13 protein-coding genes and 1 pseudogene are annotated in these 22,322 nt (G+C 63.0%); 6 read left to right on the top strand and 8 right to left on the bottom strand.

Going from position 1 to position 22,322, the window contains the following annotated elements; all coding sequences use genetic code 11:
* Positions 1 to 640: 640 nt before the first annotated feature.
* The 4 genes and pseudogenes from ACZ889_RS05660 to ACZ889_RS05645 all read left to right on the top strand — a co-directional run bounded on the left by ACZ889_RS05660 (position 641) and on the right by ACZ889_RS05645 (position 7,279).
* Positions 641 to 3,073: a TonB-dependent siderophore receptor gene (locus ACZ889_RS05660; protein ID WP_003255632.1), complete on the top strand. Its 2,433-nt coding sequence runs from the start codon at positions 641 to 643 to the stop codon at positions 3,071 to 3,073.
* A 56-nt stretch (positions 3,074 to 3,129) separates the two neighbouring features.
* Positions 3,130 to 4,243, top strand: a pseudogene (locus tag ACZ889_RS05655) (PepSY-associated TM helix domain-containing protein).
* The gene (locus ACZ889_RS05650; RefSeq protein ID WP_014860432.1) at positions 4,240 to 4,425 is read left to right on the top strand and encodes a hypothetical protein; all 186 of its coding nucleotides are present in this window, start codon (positions 4,240 to 4,242) and stop codon (positions 4,423 to 4,425) included. Before ACZ889_RS05655 ends, ACZ889_RS05650 begins: the two are co-directional and overlap by 4 nt.
* 67 nt (positions 4,426 to 4,492) lie before the next feature.
* Complete coding sequence (locus tag ACZ889_RS05645; protein WP_476257228.1) at positions 4,493 to 7,279, top strand: dermonecrotic toxin domain-containing protein; 2,787 nt, start codon at positions 4,493 to 4,495, stop codon at positions 7,277 to 7,279.
* Between the two features lie 18 nt (positions 7,280 to 7,297).
* On the opposite strand, the gene ACZ889_RS05640 is transcribed toward ACZ889_RS05645, so the two are convergent.
* The 8 genes from ACZ889_RS05640 to glnE all read right to left on the bottom strand — a co-directional run bounded on the left by ACZ889_RS05640 (position 7,298) and on the right by glnE (position 17,427).
* A complete protein-coding gene (locus ACZ889_RS05640; RefSeq protein WP_019750251.1) occupies positions 7,298 to 8,740 on the bottom strand; it encodes a lipopolysaccharide kinase InaA family protein in 1,443 nt (480 codons plus the stop codon).
* On the bottom strand, positions 8,740 to 9,492 hold the full coding sequence (locus ACZ889_RS05635) for a lipopolysaccharide kinase InaA family protein (RefSeq protein WP_121782764.1): 753 nt from the start codon (positions 9,490 to 9,492) through the stop codon (positions 8,740 to 8,742). The genes ACZ889_RS05640 and ACZ889_RS05635 overlap by 1 nt, the downstream gene beginning before the upstream one ends.
* The gene (locus tag ACZ889_RS05630; RefSeq protein ID WP_003255642.1) at positions 9,489 to 10,223 is read right to left on the bottom strand and encodes a lipopolysaccharide kinase InaA family protein; all 735 of its coding nucleotides are present in this window, start codon (positions 10,221 to 10,223) and stop codon (positions 9,489 to 9,491) included. Before ACZ889_RS05630 ends, ACZ889_RS05635 begins: the two co-directional genes overlap by 4 nt.
* Positions 10,223 to 11,029, bottom strand: a complete 807-nt coding sequence (gene rfaP, locus ACZ889_RS05625) for a lipopolysaccharide core heptose(I) kinase RfaP (protein WP_003255644.1) — start codon at positions 11,027 to 11,029, stop codon at positions 10,223 to 10,225. Before rfaP ends, ACZ889_RS05630 begins: the two co-directional genes overlap by 1 nt.
* Entirely contained in the window at positions 11,026 to 12,150 is a 1,125-nt protein-coding gene (locus ACZ889_RS05620; protein ID WP_003255647.1) for a glycosyltransferase family 4 protein, read from the bottom strand. The genes rfaP and ACZ889_RS05620 overlap by 4 nt, the downstream gene beginning before the upstream one ends.
* Positions 12,150 to 13,208 carry a lipopolysaccharide heptosyltransferase I gene (waaC, locus tag ACZ889_RS05615; RefSeq protein WP_003255648.1) on the bottom strand — a complete coding sequence of 353 codons (1,059 nt, stop codon included), beginning with the start codon at positions 13,206 to 13,208 and terminating at the stop codon, positions 12,150 to 12,152. Before waaC ends, ACZ889_RS05620 begins: the two co-directional genes overlap by 1 nt.
* Positions 13,209 to 14,258 carry a lipopolysaccharide heptosyltransferase II gene (waaF, locus tag ACZ889_RS05610; RefSeq protein WP_003255649.1) on the bottom strand — a complete coding sequence of 350 codons (1,050 nt, stop codon included), beginning with the start codon at positions 14,256 to 14,258 and terminating at the stop codon, positions 13,209 to 13,211.
* Positions 14,259 to 14,493: 235 nt separating this feature from the next.
* Positions 14,494 to 17,427, bottom strand: coding sequence for a bifunctional [glutamate--ammonia ligase]-adenylyl-L-tyrosine phosphorylase/[glutamate--ammonia-ligase] adenylyltransferase (glnE, locus tag ACZ889_RS05605; protein WP_173879283.1), 2,934 nt, complete (start codon positions 17,425 to 17,427; stop codon positions 14,494 to 14,496).
* 383 nt (positions 17,428 to 17,810) lie between these two features.
* On the opposite strand from glnE, the gene aceE reads away from it, so the two are divergent.
* Entirely contained in the window at positions 17,811 to 20,456 is a 2,646-nt protein-coding gene (aceE, locus tag ACZ889_RS05600) for a pyruvate dehydrogenase (acetyl-transferring), homodimeric type (protein ID WP_003255651.1), read from the top strand.
* Between the two features lie 13 nt (positions 20,457 to 20,469).
* Complete coding sequence (gene aceF / locus ACZ889_RS05595) at positions 20,470 to 22,110, top strand: dihydrolipoyllysine-residue acetyltransferase (protein WP_003255652.1); 1,641 nt, start codon at positions 20,470 to 20,472, stop codon at positions 22,108 to 22,110.
* The last annotated feature ends 212 nt before the right edge of the window (positions 22,111 to 22,322 follow it).

The raw sequence follows: 22,322 nt of genomic DNA, 5'->3' as shown, positions 1-22,322 counted from the left end.
TGGCCAAATTCCACCCGCCGTTCACCGTTGCCGCCACCACCGTATTCGCGGGTAAACCCGCTCCTACCACGGTGGTGGGCACACATCACGGTCGTCGTAGGAGCGGGTTCACCCGCGAAGAGGCCAGGCCTGCTGACCAAATTCCACCCGCCGTTCACCGTTGCCGCCACCACCGTATTCGCGGGTAAACCCGCTCCTACCACGGTGGTGGGCACACATCACGGTCGTCGTAGGAGCGGGTTCACCCGCGAAGAGGCCGGGCCTGCTGGCCAAATTCCACCCGCCGTTCACCGTTGCCGCCACCACCGTATTCGCGGGTAAACCCGCTCCTACCACGGTGGTGGGCACACATCACGGTCGTCGTAGGAGCGGGTTCACCCGCGAAGAGGCCGGGCCTGCTGGCCAATTTCCACCCGCCGTTCACCGTTGCCGCCACCACCGTATTCGCGGGTAAACCCGCTCCTACCACGGTGGTGGGCACACATCACGGTCGTCGTAGGAGCGGGTTCACCCGCGAAGAGGCCGGTGCTGGCAAACCCTCTTTTAAATAATTCTCAATATTTTTCAGATTCACCCTGTCACTTTTCAGATCTCGCTCGGCAAGGAAGCAGCAAGCACTTACCCGTCGAGGAACCGCCGCATGTCCCGTGCCGTTGATCATATTCTGCGCCCCAGCCTGATGGCCCTGGCCATCGGCCTGGCTGCCCCGCTGACCAGCCCTGCCTTGTTCGCCGCCGAGCAATCCATGTCGCGCGCCTACAACCTGCCCAGCGCGCCACTGGCCACCACCCTCAACCAGATCGCCAGCCAGGCCGGCATTGCCTTGGCCATCGACCCGGCACTGGTCAGCGGACGCACCTCGGCCCCGGTAAGCGGCCAATACGACGGCCTGGGCGCCCTGCAAGCCGCCCTGAGCGGTACCGGCCTGCAGTTGCAGCAGAGCAGTGCGGGCAGCTACAGCCTGGTGGCCGTGCCGGATGGCACACTGGCCTTGCCGGAAACCACCGTGAATGCCACCAGCGCCAGCGAAAGCGCCTGGGGCCCGGTTGAAGGCTACGTGGCCAAGCGCACTGCTGCTGGCACCAAGACTGACACGGCACTTGTGGAGGTCCCCCGCTCCATCTCTGTGGCCACCCGCGAGCAAATGAAAGACCGCGGTGTACACAGCCTGGATGATGCAGTGCGCTATATGCCAGGTATCGTCTCCGCCAGCTTCGGCAGCGATACGCGGTATGACTGGATGCGCGTGCGCGGCTTCGAACCAACGCAATTCCTCGATGGGCTGCCGCTGCCACGCGGCGTGTACGCCAACCCGAAAGCCGAAACCTGGAACCTCGACCGCCTCGCCCTGCTGCGCGGCCCGGCCTCTTCGATCTACGGCCAGACCCCACCTGGCGGCCTGCTGGACATGGTCAGCCGCCGTCCGCAAGCGGAAAGCGCTCACGAAATCGAGCTTCAATACGGCAGCGACAACCATCGCCAGATCAACTTCGCCAGCACCGGCAAGATCGACGATGAAGGTCGCTTTCTCTATGGCGTCAGTGGCGTTATCCGTGACAGTGGCACCCAGATCGACCACATCGACAACAAGCGCTACAACATTGCCCCAAGCCTGACCTGGAACATTGACGAAGACACGACGCTGACCTTCCTGACCCAGTTCACCCGTGACGATACCGGTGCCACCAGCCAATTCCGGCCCATCCAGGGCACCAAGATCGACATGCCGTTCGGCAAGATCTCGCACCACAAAAACCTGGGTGACCCGGATTACGAGTTCTACGACCGTACTTACTACGCGCTGGGTTACGCCTTCGAACACCGCATCAATGACGTCTGGCAGTTCCGCCAGAACCTGCGCTACACCAAGTCAGACCTGTCGTTCCAGACCATCACCCCTGGCAGTTACTACGAGCCCGGCGGCCCGGTCAAAGACGATGGCACTGTCAGCCGCATGTCCACCAACACCGATGAAGACATCAGCCAGTTCGCGGTGGACAACAACTTCCAGGCGGACTTCGCTACCGGGGACATCAACCACACGCTGTTGATCGGTCTGGACCACCAGCGCATCAACACCAACTACCTGTCGATCTTCGACTTCACCGTGCCGGACAGCAACGTCAACAATCCGGTCTACGGGCTGCCGATCACTCGCCCTGATCGCTCGACCGCGTTTTACGACTACAACCAGAAAACCCGTCAGACTGGCCTGTATGTGCAGGACCAGATGGCGCTTGGTAACTGGCGCCTGACCCTGGGCGGTCGTGAAGACTGGGTGCACACCGGCACCAAGTTCTTCAACCAGGGCGATGCCACCAATACCCAGCGGGACAAGAAGTTCAGCGGCAACGCAGCCATCAGCTACGTGTTCGACTCGGGCTTCGTGCCGTACCTGTCCTATGCCGAGTCGTTCCAGCCGTCCAGCAATGCCAGTGTGTCGGCCTCGGACTCGTTCAAGCCCACCGAAGGCAAGCAGTGGGAGCTGGGCGTGAAGTATCAGCCACCGGGGTCCAACACCCTGTTGTCGGCAGCCGTGTACGACCTGACTCAGAAAAACGTCTCGGTCACCAACACGGTCGGTGGTGTGACCATCACCAGCCAGACCGGTGAAGTGAAAGTCCGCGGCCTTGAGCTGGAAGCGGTTTCCGATGTGACCGACAACCTGAAGGTGATTGCCGCCTACACCCTGGCCAAGTCCGAGGTGCAGGATGGCGATTTCAAAGGTAACCGCCTGCAACTGATGCCTAACCAGCAAGCGTCCATCTGGGGCGACTACACCTGGCACTCAGGCGTACTCGACGGCTTCGGCATCGGGCTGGGCGCGCGTTATACCGGTAATACCTACGGCGACCAAGGCAATACCTACCTGGGCAAGGCCAAGGCCTACACCGTCTTCGACGGGTCGGTGCATTACGACCTGGGTCGCCTGAACGGCAGCCTGAAGGGCGCGTCGGTCGCGGTCACCGCCACCAACCTGCTGAACAAGGACTACCTCTCTACTTGTGACGCGTACTACTGCTACTACGGCGATGAGCGCAGCGTTGTCGCCAGCGCCACTTACAAGTTCTGAGTGAGCTGGGGCCGCCTTGCGGCCCCGGGTTCCAACCGACAACAATCGGTACCGTGATGAAGAGCCCCACCATCCGCCGCTGGTCCTTGATCCACACCTGGAGCAGCCTGGTCTGTACCCTGTTCCTGCTGTTGCTGGCAGTCACCGGCCTGCCGCTGATCTTCCACCACGAACTCGAACACCTGCTAGGCGACGCCCCTGAACTGCGTGAAATGCCGGCAGGCACCCCGCACCTCGACCTGCAGCAACTGGTGCTCAAGGCCGAACAACATCGCCCCGGCGAGGTCATGCAGTACTTCGGCTACGATGAAGACGAGCCCAACGGCGTGGTCGCCATTACCGCCGCCACCGCCGGCACCGACCCCAACCTGTCGCACACCTTCATGCTCGATGCACGCACCGGCGAGGCGGTGGCCATGCCGGCCGCCAACGGCGGTTTCATGATGGTGATGCTGCGCCTGCATGTGGACATGTTCGCAGGCCTGCCGGGCAAGCTGCTGCTGGCCTTCATGGGCGTATTGTTCATTGTCGCGATTGTCTCCGGCACCGTGCTCTATGCGCCGTTCATGCGCCGCCTGGAATTCGGCACCGTACGCCACAAGAAGTCCCGCCGCCTGCGCTGGCTCGACCTGCACAACCTGATCGGCGTGGTCACCCTGGCCTGGGCATTGACGGTGAGCGTGACCGGGGTAATCAGTGCCCTGTCCGACCTGGTCATCGCAGCCTGGCGCAACGACAGCCTGGCTGCGATGGTTGCCCCCTACCGCGACGCCCCGCCGCTCGTCGAGCGCGCCCCAGCCTCTCGCCTGCTGGAAATTGCCGAGCGGGCCGCACCCGGCATGCGCACCGGACTTCATCGCGTTTCCTGGCACGCGTTTCTCCAGCGAGCACCACTATGCGGTGTTCATGAACGGTGCCACCCACCTGAGTTCGCACCTGTTCACGCCAGTACTGATCGATGCTCGCACCCTTGAAGTGACTGCCGTCGGCAACCGTCCCTGGTACATGGATGCCATGGGCCTGTCGCAGCCACTGCATTTCGGCGATTACGGCGGGCGACCGATGCAGATCCTTTGGGCGTTACTGGACGTGCTGACAATCATCGTGCTCGGCAGCGGCCTCTACCTGTGGTGGGGCAAGCAGCGCAAACCCAGGGAGGCACGCGCATGAGCCACAGGTCGCAACCCACTGCGCGCCTCTTCGCCTGGCCAGCGTTGATTGCCCTGCTTGGCTTTCTGGGCCTGTTCGCCGCACTGCTCGGCGACGGTGGCTGGGACGTTCTGGCATGGGCCGGCCTGGGCCTGCCGGCCCTGCTGAGCCTGCGCGGGCTGCTCTGGCGTCGGGGGCGCTAGCCCGCTACCACCCCGCAACCGCAGGTATTGCCAAGCATGGGGTTTTCCTCAACCAAGGAACCGCCCCATGCGCCCCCTCGAACAACTGGAACAGATCGACCGACAAATCGGTGACTTGCTCGACGGCCTTCCGACCCTCGACCTTCAACACCCCATCAACCCCGACACGCGCACCTGGCTGCACGGCGAACTGGCCAGCTTCTGGACCACGGCCGATGAGCAAGGCGAAACCCCCAGACAAAAGCTGCTGGCACTGCGCAAGGCGCTGATGCTGGCCGAGGTTGAACTGCGCCTGGGCGACGAGACCTTGGGCTACCGCTCAGCCGATCAACTATGGGCCTGCCTGCAACAGCCACTACCCTCCCAGCGCAGGCATATGCCCCTGGCCAAAAGGCCACAGGTCTACCGCGTTCTGCTGGAAGGCCTACGGCCCAACTGGCGAAGCTACCTGCCAGGCACACTGATCATCGTTGCCGGTACCGCCGAAGGCCCTATGCTCACGCCTCAGGATGCCGCAGGCGCTGCTTTGCTGTGCAGCCTGTCACAAGGCATCGAGGCTTTCGACTCCTTGGGCGCACTGCACCAGGAGCTTTGCGAACGCCTGGAAGACCCACTCCAGAGCAGACCGCTGCTGCATCTGTACACTGACACGCAGGCGGACCGCGCTCGCCGGTCACAGCGCCTGCGCTATGACTGGTACGCCGACAGCCTGCTGGAGGCCCAGATCGACAGTGTGATAGAAGCCCAACGCCAACGCCTGAGTGACACCGGCTTGTGGAGCAACGGCTCACCCGACCAGCACACCCGAATACATAAAGCCCTGGCGCTATGGCCCGAAGTCGGCGCCAAACCCATCCTGCAAACACGCTACTCTCAATTGCTTGAGAAGAATCTGCCCAACTGGCTGCGCAATACATCTGCGCAAGGCCTGAGCCATATGATGCAGGCCATGCAAACGCTGGTGGCAATCGCCGAGCAGGCTGCTGCCCCGGGAGTGCTGAGCCTTAACGACTTCAAGCAACGCAATAGCCTGTTGGCCTGGGCCAACGCACGCCTTCGCGAGCGCCTGAGCCATGACCTGGGATACGACACAGATCCTCGCGAGATCAAGATCATCGTCGTGCGCGCCCGCCGCACGGGCGCCATCATGCATCCCTTCGCCCTCTCATCCTATGTCACCTATGTAGGCATGCGACGCGTGGGCCACGAGATGGTGGAAATGGTCGAGGAAATCAACACCCTCGAAGAGATCGCCCTCAAGAACTTGCCGTGGTTCGACAGCGATTACTGGCTGACTGCCCGGGTAATCCATGCCCACGGCAAAGCCATGCCCGCCGGGCTCACGCCGCAGTATGTCAAGCACATGGTCCGGGAACTGAACGTGGGTGACAGCTACGCAAAGTACCTGCACACCCAGCTCATCAGTTCCAGAGCGGGCAAATGGCGCCTGACTGCGCACAGCAAGGTCAACCGTGCACGCATGCACGCTGAAGCCGTGAAGGCGCGCTACGCCGGACACTTTGGCGAAGACCCTTTCGAACATGGCTACAACTGGGTGCGCGCAGTGCTGGACCAACCACACAATGCCTTGCGTGCGCCAGTAGCAGGCTACCCGGTCACTGTTCGGCAGTTGAACATCATGGGCCATACCCTGCAGGGCGTGCTTCTGCTCAACAGCCTCCCCTACAAGTCTCCGGCATGCGTGCTGTACACCCCGGATGCCCCGGACCGCAGGGCCTGGCGCCGTTTTCGAACAACCCGCGAACTGCTTCGCACATTGCGCCAACAGCCCACGTTGAGAGCATACGTAGCCCAGCGTCTGCCATTGCTGCCAGCCGTCACGGTGCAGCGGCTGCTGGAGAAGGGTCGCATGAGCACACATTTGACGACACCCGAGATCCAGGACGACCTGTTCTTCGTCTACTACATGGCCGAGGCCCGAGCATTGATTGCCCAAGCCGACGCCGACAGCATGACGACCAGGGAAGTGAATACGGAATCGGTCATGGCGTTGAGCTGGCGCTTGCTGGACTTCATCAGCCTGCTGCTGCCGAACCGTGCGCTGCTGGTGCTGTCGATCAGCCGCATGGCAATCGACATCTGGGACGGCGCCGAGGCCTTCAAGCAAGAGGATGTCGAAGGGGTGATGCGGCATGCCTATCAGGCGCTTAGCCACCTCAACGATGCGGGTACCAGTTTTCTGGGTTCCAGAGTGCTACGCCGATCCCTGCGCGGGATCCCCAAACCACCGCCACTGCCGCTGCCCGCACGCCTCCAGGTACAATCGGGCAGCAGCAGCCTGCGCTATCGCATAGACGGTATCTACGGTGAAGGTGTCTACGAGCAAAGCTCGGCGTTTGGTGGGCAATCACTGTACTTCGTCAAGGACAACGACAACCGCTATTACCGGGTCAGCTTCGACGGCTACCGCTGGCGAGCCATCGACCCTGACCAGCCAGATGCCTATCTGCAGCAACCGCTCAAGCGCAAAGCCGACGGGCAGTGGGTCATCGACTCACCGGTGCTCTGGTACGACGGGCTGCCCGACCTGACACAATTACTGCAGGACTGCTATCTGCAAACGCCTGTGGACGGCCTGCCGGTAAACATCGAACAAGGGCTTTTTCAAGCTGACGATCAGCTGTACCTGGCGCTCAAGGACGGGCAGTTGCCTGTGCGCCGCCACTTGCTGCCGGATCATTACCACTTGCAGCTTGCCATCGCCAGCAACGCCGGCGTGGTGCCGTGGGCGGTGCTGCGCCACGAAAACGGCCAGTGGCTGATACGCGTTCGTCAGGCAGGGCGCAGCAGTGACTGGCTGACATTGCCAGATCAACCACCGCCGGCCCACTGACAGCCGGAACCGGCGGCCTCAGTCGACCAGTTTTGGCAACAGCCGGTCCAGCCGCTGATGCAAGGCACTCCCATTGGGCCAGTTGCGCAGCAGCCGCGCCCGGTCACGGGCATAGGCCGGTGCGAAGCTGAGCTGGGTGGCGTGCTGGCACATGGCATCGAGGTCGATCAACGACCATTGGCCGTTGTGCCAGAACAGGTTATGGCCTTTGAAGTCGCCGTGGCTGATGCGCTCGCGAATCAGCTGCTGCATCACGTGCACCAAGGCATCCACCTGCTCCTCGGGCGCATCGCCGCTTTCGACGTAGGGCGCGAAGCATGCCGTCAGGTCCGGGCCGTCGACATACTCGGTGACCAGGTAAGCACGGCTGCGCAGGCCCAGCACCCGCTGCTCCAGCACCGCGAGGGGGCGTGGCGTGGCGATGTCGAGGAATTCCAGGCGGTGACCTTCAATCCAGGAATGCCAGGCCCGGCTCGGGCGCCAGAAGCGCTTGAACCAATGTGCGGTGTTCTTGATGTTGTAGCGCTTGATCACCAACGGGCGACCATTGACCTCGATGCGCGCCACGCTGGCAGCGCCACCGGTCTTGTACAAATGGCCCTTGTCGATCAGCGCATCGGCCTGCTCCAGTACTGGCTGCATGGCCTGGACCTCACTGCGGCGGATCGCCTGCAAGCCCGAGAGGGTGCGCTGGACGCTGAACAGGCTGCACTCGCGGCCAGCCTTGTCCAGATAGTCCTTCTGCCGCCAGTGGCGCACCTTGTCCACCTGTTTCTGCAGGGCTTCCAGCGGCAACGCATGCTCGGCATTGGCCAGCAGGTAATGCACCAGCAGCTCTTCGATGAACGGCTCCAGGCGCTTGGGCAACTGGGCGAAGAACACCCCGAGGTTTTCCAGCACGCGTGGACGCGACAACTGCTGACCGGGTGTTTCCGCCCTGATGCCCGCACCGTCGATCAGGTACAGCTTGCCGGCATGGCGCAGCAGGTTGTCCAGGTGCAGGTCTTCCTGCCAAAGGCCTTGGGCGTGCATGTGCGCCACAGCCGTGAGCGCTTCGCCCAGTACCAGGTGCTGCTCGTCCGCCAGCACTGGCAGGTTTTCCACTGCGGCCCAGGCATCGGCCAGGCTTTGGGCACCGTCAAGGAACTCGAACAGCAGCCAGCCGCCCTCGCCTTCCTTGAGGCCGTCGGCCAGTAGCGTCGGTGTGGTCAGGCCTTGTTCGGCCAGCAACTTCACACCCTGCAGTTCGCGCTGGAAATGCCGCGCGGCGTTACCACCGACCAGCAGCTTCGCCAGCACCGGTGTGCCACGCCAGACACCAGCGCCCACATAACGCTGGCCCGGCAGCACACGCAGCAGGGTGAGCAGTTGCAAGTCGGCACTGCCGGCGGCATCAACCAACGTGATACTCAGGGGCAGCGTCGGGCTGCGCCCGGCATCCTTCAGTTCAGACAAACGCATCAGCGAGCCTCTTTTTCACGACGGCGTTGCGTCAGCCGTTGCAGCCAGGTGTCGACCAGCGCGCCGTCAGCCGGCTGCCCCAGGTAGGTCGCCAGCAAAGTACGTACATCCGGCACGCGCCAGGCTTGCGCGCGGCGCAGCAGCGGCTCCAGGTCCTTGAGGCGGTCACGCATGCCGAACAGCAGCGGCCTGGTCTTTTCCAGGTCGATCAATTGCGCGTCCCAACCCTCACGGCGTTGACGCAGGAAAATGTGCTTGGGGTAGAAGCAACCATGCACCTGGCCGGCGCTGTGCAGGGTGCGTGCCAGCTGACCGCAGGCCTGCAGGATGCCAGTGCGCTCGGCTTCACCCAACCGCGGCCACTGCGCCAGCAGGCTGTCGAGGTCGGCCCATTCGTCCAGAGCGCGGGTCATCAGGATAGCCCGGTGCTTGCCGCCCTGCTTGCGCTCGCCGTAGAACACCGCCTGCAATGCCGGAATGCGCAGCTTCTGGTAGCGACTGATGTTGCGGAATTCGCGGGCGAAGGTGGGCTCGCCGAACGGCCGGTGCAAGGTACGGGTCAGGTAGTCGCTCTGGCGCTTGAGGTAGTAGCCCTTGCCTTCGAGTTCCAGACGGAAGACGCTGCTCCAGCCACCACGGCCGGTGTTGGGTTCGTCCACAGCATCAAGTTGCAGCGCCCACAGTGCCTCGAAGTTGTCCAGGCCATGGCGCTTGAGCAGCGCGAGGTCCGCGCTGGCCAGGTAATCGGTCATTCCCTTCCCTCGAAAAAGCCCAGTACCCGATGAATGCGCTTCTTGTCACGCACATTCAGCCGGTCGCGGCCACGGTATTGCAGGTAGAAGCGCAGGCGCTGGGTAGCTGACAGGTGGTATTTGGCCACTTTGTCCAGGCATGCCAGGTCCTTGATCATCCGGTGGCGCCACATGAAACCGCGCCAGAAGTCGCCGGTAGGGCAGTCGATGAAGAATAGCGTGCCTTGGTCATCGACCAGCAGGTTGCGCCACTTCAGGTCGTTATGGGCAAAGCGGTGTTGGTGCATGACCCGGGTATGGCGCGCCAGTTGACGGCTGACATGGTCGACCCAGCTGCGGTCGGCCAAGCGCGCATCGTTGTTATCGGCCAGGGCCGACAGGTCTTCGGTGTGCGGCAGCTCACGGGTGATCATAGCGCCACGGCCAAAGGCCAGGCCGTTGCGCTCCAGGCCCCAGGCCACGACTTCGGCAGTGGGAATACCCCATTTGGCGAACTGCTTGAGGTTTTGCCATTCGGCCTTGATGCGTGGCCGCCCCAGGTACCGGCGCATGTGCTTGCCGGCCCCGGTGTAGCGCTTGACGTAGTAGTTGATCCCGTCACGCTCGATGCGTACCACCTCACTGAGCGGGTCGCGGGTCAGCCGTTCGCCCTGGAGGGCGAACACCGCGTCGAGGCTGCCGAAGTCCGCCGCCAGGTGTTCGTACCCCGGCGCCAGTGTCCAACTCGCCATCAGAGTGCGTCCCCATAGCGTTGCTTGCGATCGTAGAGTTTCTGGGCCTTGCGCTCCAACCAGGCGAGCAGCGCGGCTTCGTCCTTCAGCACCTGCCGCAGCGGACGCTGGAAGTAACCGCGCAGGAAGCGCAGCTTGTCGCGTTGGGTCAGGCCAATGTCCAGGGCCGAAAAGTACAGCGCAGCCAGGTCTTTGTCGCGCCAGCGGCGGCTGATTCTGGCACGGGTTTGCGCGCGGTGCAGGTCGATCACCGACAGTTTGAAGTCATCTGCCGTCACCGGTCGGTCGGTGTGCAGCAGAAAATGGCAGATGTAGCAATCGCGGTGGTTGACCCCGGCGCGGTGCATCCCGCCGGTCATCTTCGCCACCTCGGCGATCAGTGCACGCTTCAGGCGCGGCTCAGGCGGCTGCTTGACCCAGTCGATGCTGAAGTCTTCCAGGCTGATGGTCGGCGCCAGCTCTTCAGTGATGATGAACGAGTGCTGCGCTGCCGGGTTGCTGCCACGCTCGCCATAGGCAACTGCGGTCATGGTAGGCACACCCACCTCATGCAGGCGCTGGATGGCCTTCCACTCCTGGCCGGCACCGAGCACCGGCAGCTTGGCGGTGAACAGGTTCTTGAAGATCTCGCCCCAGCCGATGCCACGGTGGATCTTGACGAAAAAGCCCTCGCCAGCCACTTCGGTGCGCAGCGTGCGGCGCCCTTCCAGCTCGCGATAGACCTCGCCTTGCAGCGCCTCCACGGCGTCGAAGGCATCACGCCCGGCCCACAGGCGTTTGAAGGGTTCGGCCAATATCAGCTTCATGCGGTTTTTTGCCCCAGGATCACGTCGGCAGCATGCTGCGGCATGCTGTACAGATCGGCGCTATCAGCAAATGCCAGGCCATTGCGCGACCAGCTGGCACGCGCCTGCGGGTCTTCGAGCATGCGCTGCAGATAGCCGTTGAGCTGATCTTGTTCGAACGGCTCGTCCAGCACCAGGCCGCTGTCGGCCTCGGCAATGTAGTGGGCATAACCGCACACCTTGGACACCAGCACCGGCAAGCCGGCGACCAACGCTTCGAGCAGCACCGTACCGGTATTCTCGTTGTACGCCGGGTGAATCAGCAGGTCGGCGCCCAGCAGGAAGCGCGGGATATCGCTGCGGCCCTTGAGGAACTGCACCTGGTCGCCCAGGCCCAGGGTAGCGCTTTGCAGCTGGAATACCTTGGGGTCGTCCTGGCCGATCACCATCAGCCTGGTGCGTTTGCGCAGGGCCGACGGCAGCGCGGCCAGTGCCTTGAGGCTGCGGTCCACGCCTTTGGTCTTGAAGCCTGAGCCAATCTGCACCAGCAGCAGGTCGTCATCCCCCAGGTTGAATTCCTTGCGGAACTCGGCGCGGATCTCGGCGGCATTGGCCGGCGCACGGCGATCCTGGGAAATACCTGGCGGCAGCAGGTGGAAGCGTTCTACCGGGGTGCCGTAATGCTTGATGAACAGCGGCTGCTGCACTTCGGAAATCATCAGCACTTCGGTATGGGCGTCCTTGGCAAACACCGCACGCTCGTACTCGGCAAAGTGCCGGTAGCGGCCCCAGCGGCGGTACAGGCCACCGCGCAAGGTCTGCGCCTTGTCCTCGAAGCAGCCGTCGGCGGCGTAGTACACGTCCAGCCCCGGCATCTTGTTGAAGCCGATCAGGCGGTCGACCGGGCGCTTGGCCAGGTCGGCGGCCATCCAGGCGCTGAGCTTCTCGTTGCGGCGGTGGTTGAAGATCGCCTTCACCGGCGCCACCAGCACTTCGAAGCCCGGCGGAATGTCACCCTCCCAGATCAGCGTATACACACGGATCTGGTGGCCCCGCTTCTGGCATTCCAGGGCAATGCGCATGAAATCGCGCTGCAGCCCGCCGAAGGGGAAATATTTGTAAAGCACGAAAGCCAGTTGCATCAACGGACATCCTCAGCCAGCAGCAACGCGCTCAAGCGGCTCGCCACATGCTCGGGATTCAGGCGAGTGAAGCACAGGGGCCACTCGCGTTTCAGATCGAACCGGGCCAGGTCATCGGCGCTCGGTTTGTAGGTGCACTTCTTCTGCAGGCAGGGAGCGCAAGGCCAGTCACTGGCCTGGTGAATCTGGGTCCGTCCGTAGGCGCCAGTCAGGCCCGGGTTGGTTGGGCCAAACAGCGAAAGGGTGGGCACATCGAGTGCCGCCGCCAGGTGGCCAAGGCCGGTATCGACCGCCACGCAGGCCTTTGCCGCCGCCAGAACACGAGCGACGCCGGCAAGGTTCAATTTGGGGAGCACCTGGCAGTTGTTCAAGCCTTGGGCAATTCGCTCGGCCCGCGCCTTCTCAGCCGGATTACCCCAAGGCAGGCGCACTTCCAGCTTGCGCCGGCCCATGCGCTCGGCCAGTTCGCGCCAGTAGGCTTCGGGCCAATGCTTGGTCGCCCAGGTGGTGCCATGCAGGAACACCACATAGGGCGCAGCCGGGGGCAGTTGCAGGCGGTCGAGGTCCAGGCCGTAGTTGCCGATGCCTTCTGGCAGGTCATAGGCCAGGGCCATGGCAAACAGTTGGCGTACCCGCTCCACTGCGTGCTGGCCGGTAGCGACCGACAGAGGCCGGTCGTAGAAGCGGCTGGCCCAGCCTTCGCGCGCCGAGTAGCGGTCCAGGCCGGCTACGGGTGCCTTCACGTAACGGGTCAACCAGGCCGACTTGACCAGGCCCTGGGCGTCGATCACAAGGTCGTACTTGCGCTCGCGCACGCGCTGCTTGAACGCCTTCCACTCGCCACTCTTGATGGTTTGCCAAAGGTTCTTGCGCCAGCGACGGATCGCCACCGGGATGACCTGGTCGACCGCGGGGTGCCAACTGGGGATTTCGGCGAAGCCTTCTTCCACCACCCAATCGAAACGGATGCCGGGAATGGCATGGGCGGCATCGGTAAGCGCCGGCAGGGTGTGGATGACATCCCCCAGCGACGAGGTCTTGATGATCAGTACCCGCACTTAGTCGACCTCGGCCACGGTATCGATCAGGTCCGGTCCGCTGAGGCTGTGCAGGGCGGCAATCACTTTGCCCGGTTCCAGCAGACGCAGGCAATTGTAATGGCCGAAGCGACAGGTGCGGTCAAAGCACGGGCTGCACTCGATACCGGTGCGCACCACTTCCACCTGTTCGGCCAGCGGTGGGGTGAAGCCGGGTGAAGTCGAGCCGTACACCGCCACCAACGGACGGTTCAGCGCAGCGGCCACGTGCATCAGGCCGGAATCGTTGGACACCACGGCATGGGCGCAGGACATCAGGTCGATGGCCTCGGCCAGCGAGGTCTCACCGGCCAGGTTGGACGACTCTTCACGGAACCCCGGAATCAGCCGGTCGCGGATCTGCTCACCGACCGGGTGATCGTTCTTCGAGCCGAACAGCCACACTTGCCAGCCTTGGCGAATCATCGCATCGGCCACAGCGGCATAGTGCTCTGCCGGCCAGCGCTTGGCTTCGCCAAACTCGGCGCCAGGGCACAGCGCCAGTACCGGACGGTCCAGTTCCAGGCCGAACTTGGCCAGGGCGGCGTCACGGCTTTGCGCTTCGATCTGCAGGTTGGGGCGCGGGTATGGCTGCGGCAGCTCGGCGCCGGGTGCGTAAGCCAGGGCCATGAAGCGCTCGATCATCAGCGGATAGCGGGCCTTGTCCAGCTTGCGCACATCGTTCAGCAGGCCGAAGCGCATTTCACCGCGCCAGCCGGTGCGTTTGGGAATGCCGGCAAAAAAGGGCACCAGCGCCGACTTGAGCGAGTTGGGCAGCAGGATAGCCTGGTCGTACTGGCCGGCCAGGGACTTGCCGATGCGCCGACGTGTGGCCAGCTCCAGCGCGCCGTGACCGAGCGGGAAGCTCAAGGCCTGACGCACTTCAGGCATGCGTTCGAGGATCGGCCGGCTCCATTCAGGGGCCAGCACGTCGATCACGCAGTCGGGGTGCTGCTGTTTCAGGCACTGGAACAGGGTCTGCGCCATCACCATGTCGCCGACCCAGCTGGGGCCAATGATCAGTATTCTCATGCTTAGTCCAGAAACGCTCGGGGAGGCTACAGACTGCGGTACAGCCTGGCCTCCCCTCTTTATATTCAGGCTATGTGGCCGACAGTGTAACACCGGTGGTGAGGCATGAGCCTTTGGGGCTGCTTTGCAGCCCTTTCGCGACACAAGGCCGCTCCCACAAAAGGTACTGCATACGCCGGCCAATGGTGTGAGCGGCCTTGTGTCGCGAAAGGGCCGCACAGCGGCCCCAACAATCTCAAGTCAGCCCCAGTTCACCCCAGATCCGCCGCACTTCACGGCGTTCATCGGCAAACTGTGCCGCATCGATCACCCCGGCCTGCTTCTGCAGGGCCTGGCGGTGGGAGGCCGAGCGGAACGCCTTGTACACTTCACGCAACAGCACCGCGTCACTGGCCGGCATCAGGTTCGCCTGCTCCAGCTCTTCCAGAATGCGGATGTTATCGGTCCATCGAAGTATGGCCGGATGGTCATGGGACCAGGCCAAAGCGGCGTATTGCACCATAAATTCGATATCGACGATACCGCCGGCATCCTGCTTGATATCGAAGGGTACGCCGGCGTCGAAGGCGTTCGCCGCGGTACCGGCAGCCGTAGCCTTGGTACCGAGGTTGTCACGCATCTTGGCGCGCATTTCACTCACCTCGCCGCGTAGTTTTTCCAGGTCGCGGGCCTGGCCCAGTACCTTGGCACGCACACCTTCGAATGCCGTACCCACCTGCTTGCAACCCACCAGCACACGGGCCCGTACCAGCGCCTGGTGTTCCCAGGTCCAGGCTTCGTGCTGCTGGTAGCGCTCGAAGGCACCCAGCGAGCTGACCAGCAGGCCCGAGGCGCCGGACGGGCGCAGGCGCATATCCACGTCGTACAGTTGGCCCGAGTTGGTCTGGGTGGTCAGCAGGTGGATGATGCGCTGCCCCAGACGCGTGAAGAACTGCGCGCTGTCGATAGGCTTCGCACCGTCGGTTTCCGCCTGCGGATCGCCGTCATGGATGAAGACCAGGTCCAGGTCCGAACCGTGGCCTAGCTCCAGGCCGCCCATCTTGCCGTAACCGATGATGATGAAACCCGGGTCGCACAGGCTGCCGTCGCTGCGCTTGGGTTGGCCGTGGCGGGCCACGGTCTGGCGCCAGGCCAAGGCCAGCACCTGGTCGAGGATGGCTTCAGCCAGCCAGGTCAGGTAGTCGCTGACTTTCATCAACGGCAAGTTGCCGCTGATTTCCGAGGCGGCCACGCGCAGGCTGTGGGCCAGCTTGAAATGGCGCAGCGCCTCCATCTGCTGCTCCAGGTCATCCTCGGGGATGCGCGTCAGGCGCTCGCGCAGCTCGCTGGCCAGTTCTGGCGCCAAGGGCGGGCTGAACAAGCGGCCCTCATTGAGCAGTTCGTCGAGCAGCAGCGGGTAAAGGGCAATCTGCTCGGCAATCCACGGGCTGGCGGCGCACAGCGTCAGCAAACGGCGCAAGGCACCGGGGTTTTCGGTCAGCAGTACCAGGTAGGCAGAACGCCTTGCCACAGCCTCGACCAATGGCAGCACCCGCTCAAGCACCAAGTCAGGGTTGTCATGCTCCACCGCCTGGGCAAGCAGCCGTGGGATGAATGCGTCAAGTCGCTCACGGCCGATGCGCTGCATCGAGCGCAACTGCGGGCTGGAACGCAGCCCGGCAAGGCGCCTCAAGGCTTCGGCGGGTTGCTTGAAGCCAGCCTCTTGCAATTGCCGGCCAGCGGCTTCTTCATCCTGCGCCTGCTCCCACAACGGCGACCACTCACCACCCACCACCAGTTCGCCTTCGCCGTCTTCATCATCCGGGTCGGCAATGACCTGGCGGAAATGCCAGTCGATACGACCACGCCAGTACATCAACTGGTCGTGGAAGCTCTGCCAGTCGGCAAAACCGAGCACATAGGCCACGCGTGCCTGATCAGTCTCACCTTCCGGCAACATTTGCGTCTGGCGGTCGGCAATGGCCTGGATGGCGTGCTCGGTGTACCGCAGGAACTCATAGCCCTCGCGCAACTCGGCCACCACTGCTGGCGGCAGGTAGCCTTGGCCTTCCAGGGTGGCCAGCACCTTGAGCAACGGCCGCTGCTGCAGGCTGAGGTCACGCCCGCCGTGGATCAGCTGGAAAGCCTGGGCAATGAACTCCACTTCGCGAATACCACCGGCACCCAGCTTGATGTTCTCGGCCATGCCCTTGCGCCGCACTTCCTGCTGGATCAGCTGCTTCATGGTGCGCAGCGCTTCGATTGCGGAAAAGTCCAGGTAGCGGCGGTACACGAACGGGCGCAGCATCTCCTGCAGCTGCGCGCCGGCCGCCTGGTCGCCGGCCACCACCCGCGCCTTGATCATCGCGTAGCGTTCCCAGTCACGGCCCTGGTCCTGGTAGTACTGCTCCAGTGCATTGAAGCTGAGCACCAGGGCACCCGCCGAACCATAGGGACGCAGGCGCATGTCAACGCGGAATACAAAGCCGTCGACGGTAACCGGGTCCAGCGCCTTGATCAGCCTTTGGCCCAGGCGCGTGAAGAACTCCTGGTTATCCAGCGAGCGCTTCACCCCTTCGGTTTCACCGCCCTCGGGGAAACCGAAGATCAGGTCGATGTCCGACGACAGGTTAAGCTCTACCGCTCCCAGCTTGCCCATGCCCAGCACCACCATGTGCTGCGGCTGGCCGCTGCGGTTGCCGATGGGCGTCCCGAATTGCTGGCAATGGCGCGGGTACAGCCATTGGTAGGCTTCGTCGATGGCCGCATCGGCAAGGTCCGACAGGTCGCGGCAGGTTTCGCCAAGTTCCGCCTGACGGGTAATGTCGCGCCAGATAATGCGCAACTGCTGGCGGTTGCGCGCGCGGCGCAGATTGCGCGCCAGCTCGTCCTCGCTCTGTGCCGCCTGGGCTGTTGCGGCGATTTGCCCGCGCAGCTCACCCGGGGCGTATCGCCGCTCCAGCTCGCCACTGGCCAGCAGGGCGAACAGCATGGCGGGCTCGCGCTGGGCCAAACTGAGCACGAATTCACTGGCAGCAGCCACCTGGTCGAACTGCTGCCGGTGCAGCGGGCTCCAGGCCTGCAGGTCGAGTTCGGGGTGGCCGGCCACGGCATCGCTGATGAACTGCTGGTTGCGAGTGACCAGCGGCTGCAAGGTGGCAGGCAGATCGGAGGGCAAAGGTAGGCGCATGGTCTATCCTTGATCGGCGTGAAATAGAGGGGAAAAAGCGGCCAAGGGGAAGCCGGACCACGGTTGGACTGTCGTACAAAAGTTGGAAATAGCTGAAAAAAACGAAAACTTGGCAACAAACATCAAGAACCACCCGTTCGCGACACAATGCCAACCAACATGAACGTTTTTCCTCACAAGCCAAGGTGCGACCAAACGTCGCACAAATGTAGTTTTACTACTACTCGTGTCGTGTAAAAGCATGAAATGCGAAAGCAAATGTAGTAAAACTACAACGCGCCGGAAGACACCCCGGTAATCCAAGAATTCACGACGTCTGCCCATAAGGCCAGTCGCAATCTCAGGCAATCGATTCTGGTTGCCTTTCCGCCCTGGAGCAAGCCATGCAAGACCTCGATCCAATCGAAACCCAGGAATGGCTGGATGCCCTGGAGTCGGTCCTCGACAAAGAAGGCGAAGACCGCGCTCATTACCTGATGACCCGTATGGGCGAGCTGGCCACCCGTAGTGGCTCCCAGCTGCCGTATGCGATCACCACGCCATACCGCAACACCATCCCTGTCACCCACGAAGCACGCATGCCTGGCGACCTGTTCATGGAACGCCGCATTCGCTCGATGGTGCGTTGGAACGCGCTGGCCATGGTCATGCGTACCAACCTGAAAGACTCGGACCTGGGCGGACACATCTCTAGCTTCGCCTCCAGTGCCACCCTGTACGACATCGGCTTCAACTACTTCTTCCAGGCCCCTACCGAAGAACACGGCGGCGACCTGGTCTTCTTCCAGGGCCACGCTTCGCCTGGCGTCTACGCCCGTGCCTTCATGGAAGGCCGTATCAGCGAAGACCAGATGAACAACTTCCGTCAGGAAGTGGACGGCAACGGCCTGTCTTCGTACCCGCACCCATGGTTGATGCCTGACTTCTGGCAGTTCCCGACCGTTTCGATGGGTCTGGGCCCGATCCAGGCGATCTACCAGGCACGCTTCATGAAGTACCTGGAAGCCCGTGGCTTCATCCCGGCCGGCAAGCAGAAGGTCTGGTGCTTCATGGGCGACGGTGAGTGCGACGAGCCGGAATCCCTGGGTGCAATCGCCCTGGCCGGCCGCGAGAAGCTGGACAACCTGATCTTCGTCATCAACTGCAACCTGCAGCGCCTCGACGGCCCGGTTCGCGGCAACGGCAAGATCATCCAGGAACTCGAAGGCGTGTTCCGTGGCGGTGGCTGGAACGTCAACAAAGTCGTCTGGGGCCGTTTCTGGGACCCACTGCTGGCCAAGGACACCAACGGTGCCCTGCAGCGCCGCATGGACGAAGTCATCGACGGCGAATACCAGAACTACAAAGCCAAAGACGGCGCGTATGTTCGCGAGCACTTCTTCAACACCCCGGAACTCAAGGCCATGGTCGAAGACCTGTCCGACGAAGAGATCTGGAAGCTCAACCGTGGCGGTCACGACCCGTACAAGGTCTACGCGGCGTATCACCAGGCTGTGAACCACAAAGAGCAGCCGACCGTCATCCTGGCCAAGACCATCAAGGGTTACGGCACCGGTGCTGGCGAAGCCAAGAACACCGCGCACAACACCAAGAAGGTCGACGTCGACAGCCTGCGTCACTTCCGTGACCGCTTCGACATCCCGGTCAAGGATGCCGACCTGGAGAACCTGCCGTTCTTCAAGCCGGAAGAAGGTTCTGCCGAAGCCAAGTACCTGGCCGAGCGCCGCGCAGCCCTGGGTGGCTTCGTACCGCAGCGCCGTGCCAAGAGCTTCAGCGTGCCGACCCCGCCACTGGAAACGCTAAAAGCGATCCTGGACGGCTCGGGCGACCGCGAAATCTCCACCACCATGGCCTTCGTGCGTATTCTGGCGCAGCTGGTCAAGGACAAGGACATTGGCCAGCGCATCGTCCCGATCATCCCGGACGAAGCCCGTACCTTCGGTATGGAAGGCATGTTCCGCCAGTTGGGCATCTACTCGTCGGTCGGCCAGCTCTACGAGCCAGTCGATAAAGACCAGGTGATGTTCTACCGCGAAGACAAGAAGGGCCAGATCCTCGAGGAAGGCATCAACGAAGCCGGCGCCATGTCGTCGTTCATCGCTGCCGGTACCTCGTACAGCTGCCACAACCAGCCGATGCTGCCGTTCTACATCTTCTACTCGATGTTCGGTTTCCAGCGTATTGGCGACCTGGCCTGGGCCGCTGGCGACAGCCGCACCCGTGGTTTCCTGATCGGCGGTACCGCCGGCCGTACCACCCTCAACGGTGAAGGCCTGCAGCACGAAGACGGTCACAGCCACATGATGGCGGGCACCATCCCGAACTGCCGCACCTACGATCCGACCTACGGCTACGAGCTGGCGGTGATCATCCAGGACGGCATGAAGAAGATGACCGAAGAGCAACAGGACATCTTCTACTACATCACCGTGATGAACGAATCCTACCAGCAGCCAGCCATGCCGGCCGGTGTCGAGGAAGGCATCATCAAGGGCATGTACCTGCTGGAAGAGGACACCCGCGAAGCCGCACACCACGTACAGCTGATGGGCTCCGGCACCATCCTGCGCGAAGTCCGCGAAGCCGCGAAGATCCTGCGTGAAGAGTTCAACGTCGGTGCCGACGTGTGGAGCGTCACCAGCTTCAACGAACTGCGCCGCGACGGCCTGGCCGTGGAACGCGCCAACCGCCTGAAGCCTGGCCAGAAGCCACAGCAGACCTACGTCGAGCAGTGCCTGAACGGTCGCAAAGGCCCGGTTATCGCCTCTACCGACTACATGAAGCTGTTCGCCGAGCAGATTCGCCAGTGGGTACCGAGCAAAGAGTTCAAAGTCCTGGGTACCGACGGTTACGGTCGCAGCGACAGCCGCAAGAAGCTGCGTCACTTCTTCGAAGTCGACCGCCACTTCGTGGTGCTGGCTGCCCTGGAAGCCCTGGCTGACCGTGGCGAGATCGAACCCAAGGTTGTTGCAGACGCTATCGTCAAGTTCGGTATCGACCCGGACAAGCGCAACCCACTGGACTGCTGAGGAGTATTTTTAAGTGAGCGAACTCATTCGCGTACCTGACATCGGCAGCGGTGAAGGTGAAATCATCGAGCTGTTCGTCAAGGTCGGTGATCGTATCGAGGCTGACCAGAGCCTGCTGACCCTGGAGTCCGACAAGGCCTCCATGGAAATTCCGGCGCCCAAGGCCGGCGTCATCAAGGAACTGAAGGTCAAGCTGGGCGACCGCCTGAAAGAAGGCGACGAGCTGCTGGTCCTGGAAGCCGAGGGCGCCGCTGCTGCGGCCCCTGAGGCTCCGGCCGCTGCCGCTGCTCCGGCTGCGGCGCCAGCGCCAGCCGCTGAAGCCGCTCCGGCTGCTCCGGCCGCAGCCCCGGCTGCTGCCAGCGTGCAGGACATCCACGTGCCGGACATCGGTTCGTCGGGCAAGGCCAAGATCATCGAAGTGCTGGTCAAAGTCGGCGACACCGTCGAAGCCGACCAGTCGCTGATTACCCTGGAGTCCGACAAGGCTTCCATGGAAATCCCGTCGCCGGCCGCCGGCGTGGTCGAAGAAGTGCTGTGCAAGCTGGAAGACGAAGTCGGCACTGGCGACCTGATCTTCAAGCTGAAAGTGGCGGGTGCCGCCCCGGCTGCCGCGCCGGCACCGGCTGCTGCTCCTGCACCAGCCAAGGCTGAGGCTGCTCCGGCTGCCGCACCTGCCGCTGCAGCCCCGGCTGCTGCCCCTGCACCGGCTGCTACCGCACCGGCCGCTGGCAGCAATGCCAAGGTTCACGCAGGCCCTGCTGTTCGTCAGCTGGCCCGTGAATTCGGTGTCGAGCTGGGTGCAGTTGCTGCCACCGGCCCGCACGGTCGCATCCTGAAAGAAGACGTGCAGGTCTACGTCAAGGCCATGATGCAGAAGGCCAAGGAAGCGCCGGCAGCCGCCGGTGCGACCGGTGGTGCTGGCATCCCGCCGATCCCTGCCGTGGACTTCAGCAAGTTCGGTGAAGTGGAAGAAGTGGCCCTGACCCGCCTGATGCAGGTCGGTGCTGCCAACCTGCACCGCAGCTGGCTCAACGTGCCGCACGTGACCCAGTTCGACTCTGCCGACATCACCGAGCTGGAAGCCTTCCGCGTTGCGCAGAAGGCCGTGGCCGAGAAAGCTGGCGTGAAGCTGACCGTGCTGCCTCTGCTGCTCAAGGCCTGCGCCTTCCTGCTCAAGGAACTGCCGGACTTCAACAGCTCGCTGGCGCCAAGCGGCAAGGCCATCATCCGCAAGAAGTACGTGCACATCGGCTTTGCCGTGGACACCCCGGACGGCCTGCTGGTCCCTGTGATCAAGAACGTCGACCAGAAGAGCCTGCTGCAACTGGCTGCCGAAGCCGCTGCACTGGCCGAGAAGGCGCGCACCAAGAAGCTGTCGGCCGACGAGATGCAAGGCGCTTGCTTCACCATCTCCAGCCTCGGCCACATTGGCGGCACCGGCTTCACGCCGATCGTCAACGCGCCGGAAGTGGCTATCCTGGGCGTCTCCAAGGCGACCATGCAGCCAGTCTGGGATGGCAAGGCCTTCCAGCCAAAGCTGATGCTGCCGCTGTCGCTGTCCTACGATCACCGTGTGATCAACGGCGCTGCCGCCGCGCGCTTCACCAAGCGCCTGGGCGACGTGCTGGGCGATATCCGCACCATGCTGCTGTAAGCCAGCACACTGCCCCTCCTTGCGAGGGGCAGTACCCTTTTCGAGCTGCCACGCTCGTACCTCAACCCCGTCGATTGGCGGGGCTTTTTTTTGCCTGGAAAAAGCTGGGAGGGCTTCGCCCTCCTTTCGCGACACAAGGCCGCTCCCACAGGCAATCGCAGTCCACATTGTGGGAGCAACTGTCTTGCTCAATTTCTAAAAGCTGGCGCGAT

It is taken from the genome of Pseudomonas sp. TE3895, from assembly GCF_056278855.1.
The sequence above is the reverse complement of the archived record's forward strand: the minus strand, read 5'-3'. Positions and strand labels throughout refer to the sequence as shown.